1 protein-coding gene is annotated in these 1,888 nt (G+C 61.3%); it reads right to left on the reverse strand.

Going from position 1 to position 1,888, the window contains the following annotated elements; translation table 11 throughout:
* On the reverse strand, positions 1-1,888 hold a 1,888-nt coding region (gene tkt, locus RRF55_RS27065; RefSeq protein ID WP_048996460.1), incomplete at both ends, for a transketolase.

Genomic DNA, 1,888 nt, shown 5'->3' on the forward strand with positions numbered 1-1,888 from the left:
ACTCCTCGAACAGCTGCTCAGCCGGCGCAGACTCACCGAAGGTGGTCATGCCAACAATGGCGCCGTTCAGGCCAACGTATTTGAACCAGTAGTCAGCGATACCCGCTTCCACGGCAACGCGCGCGGTCACGGCTTTCGGCAGTACGGATTCGCGATAAGCCGCATCCTGCTTGTCGAACGCGTCGGTGGACGGCATGGAAACCACGCGCGCCTTCACGCCTTCGGCAGTCAGTTTGTCCCATGCGGCAACCGCCAGCTCCACTTCTGAACCGGTGGCGATGAAGATCAGCTCCGGCTGGCCGGCGCAATCTTTCAGCACATAACCGCCGCGGGCCACGTTCGCCAGCTGCTCTGCGGTACGCTCCTGCTGCGCCAGGTTCTGACGGGAGAGGATCAGCGCGGTCGGGCCGTCCTGACGCTCCACGCCATATTTCCACGCAATCGCGGATTCCACCTGGTCACACGGACGCCAGGTGGACATGTTCGGGGTCACGCGCAGGGAAGCCACCTGCTCTACCGGCTGGTGAGTCGGGCCGTCTTCGCCCAGACCGATGGAGTCGTGGGTGTAGACCATCACCTGACGCTGTTTCATCAGCGCGGCCATACGTACCGCGTTACGCGCGTATTCCACGAACATCAGGAAGGTGGAGGTGTACGGCAGGAAGCCGCCGTGCAGCGCGATACCGTTGGCGATAGCGGTCATACCGAACTCGCGCACGCCGTAGTGGATGTAGTTCCCGGCAGCGTCTTCGTTGATCGGCTTAGAGCCAGACCACAGGGTCAGGTTGGACGGCGCGAGATCTGCGGAGCCGCCGAGGAATTCCGGCAGCAGCGGGCCGAAGGCTTCGATGGCGTTCTGCGAGGCTTTACGGCTGGCGATTTTCGCCGGGTTGGCCTGCAGCTTCGCGATGAACTCGTTAGCTTTCGCGTCGAAGTCAGACGGCATTTCGCCTTTCATACGGCGGGTGAATTCGGCTGCTTCCTGCGGGAAGGCTTTGGCGTAAGCCGCAAACTTCTCGTTCCATGCGGCTTCTTTCGCCTGGCCGGCTTCTTTGGCATCCCACTGGGCATAGATGTCAGACGGGATGTCAAACGGCGCGTGTTTCCAGCCCAGCGCTTCGCGGGTCAGGGCGATTTCGGCGTCGCCCAGCGGCGCGCCGTGGGAGTCGTGGGTACCGGCTTTGTTCGGCGAACCGAAACCGATGATGGTTTTGCACATCAGCAGGGACGGTTTGTCGGTGACCGCCCGTGCTTCTTCTACCGCGCGTTTGATGGCGTCAGCGTCGTGACCGTCCACGCCGCGCACCACGTGCCAGCCGTAGGCTTCAAAGCGTTTCGCGGTGTCATCGGTGAACCAGCCTTCAACGTGGCCGTCGATAGAGATGCCGTTGTCATCATAGAACGCCACCAGTTTACCCAGTTTCAGGGTACCGGCCAGGGAGCACACTTCGTGAGAAATGCCTTCCATCATGCAGCCGTCGCCCATGAAGGCGTAGGTGTAGTGGTCGACGATATCGTGTCCCGGACGGTTGAACTGCGCCGCCAGGGTTTTCTCGGCGATAGCCATCCCGACCGCGTTAGCGATACCCTGGCCCAGCGGACCGGTGGTGGTTTCCACGCCTGCGGTGTAGCCGACTTCCGGGTGACCCGGGGTTTTGGAGTGCAGCTGGCGGAAGTTTTTCAGCTCGGATATCGGCAGATCGTAGCCAGTGAGGTGCAGCAGGCTGTAAATCAGCATCGAACCATGGCCATTTGACAACACAAAACGGTCACGGTCAGCCCAGGCCGGATTGTTCGGGTTATGGTTCAGGAAATCACGCCACAGCACTTCGGCAATGTCAGCCATACCCATCGGGGCCCCCGGGTGGCCGGATTTGGCTTTCTGTAC

The sequence above is a fragment of the Klebsiella sp. K47 genome (assembly GCF_051858335.1).
In the GTDB taxonomy this organism is placed as follows: domain Bacteria; phylum Pseudomonadota; class Gammaproteobacteria; order Enterobacterales; family Enterobacteriaceae; genus Klebsiella; species Klebsiella pneumoniae.